This is a genomic window from Mesorhizobium argentiipisi (SeqCode) (genome assembly GCF_037179585.1).
In the GTDB taxonomy this organism is placed as follows: domain Bacteria; phylum Pseudomonadota; class Alphaproteobacteria; order Rhizobiales; family Rhizobiaceae; genus Mesorhizobium; species Mesorhizobium argentiipisi.
In genome coordinates this window covers 1-505 of the sequence record NZ_JAPYKO010000097.1, presented here as the reverse complement: position 1 = coordinate 505, position 505 = coordinate 1, and the positions used below count along the sequence as shown (strand labels likewise).

1 protein-coding gene is annotated in these 505 nt (G+C 44.4%); it reads left to right on the top strand.

Annotated features, from left to right (window positions below):
• A partial coding sequence (locus O7A05_RS34095) for a hypothetical protein (RefSeq protein WP_337097798.1) occupies positions 1-505 on the top strand: 505 nt, incomplete at both ends.

Genomic DNA, 505 nt, shown 5'->3' with positions numbered 1-505 from the left:
ACCCTATGGTTAGTCATTACACTTATTGGAGGTGCACAAAATCCTATCATAAAATTAGTATTGCTTGCCATGTTTATCCCAGTTGGTGAAATTGTGAAAAGTTTTATTGGCCTTAGCACCAATGCATCCGCTGGTATTCATAGAGCGGGTACGATGATGGGTATGGATGCTTTAGCAAGTGTGGCTGGTTTGGTTAAAGGTGTTCGTGACGACTACCGTAGTGCAAAAGATAAAGGGAAAGAAAAGAAAGATGGAGAGAAAGATAATAAAGAAGATGCGGATAACCCGAAAAATGCATTAGGAGCAAATTTAGGGACAGATGTTGGTACAACATCTCGTGCAGCTCGTATGTTAAAAGCAGGTCAAATTGGAAGTTCAATTGGTAAAGCAGCGACAGGACTTGCAGGTATGGCAGCGGGAGCTGGTCTTGGACCGGGAGCGATGGTAGCAGGCTCGCAAGTTGGAAGTGCATTAGGTAGTGCTCCTGGTGCAGTGGCTGGTAGAA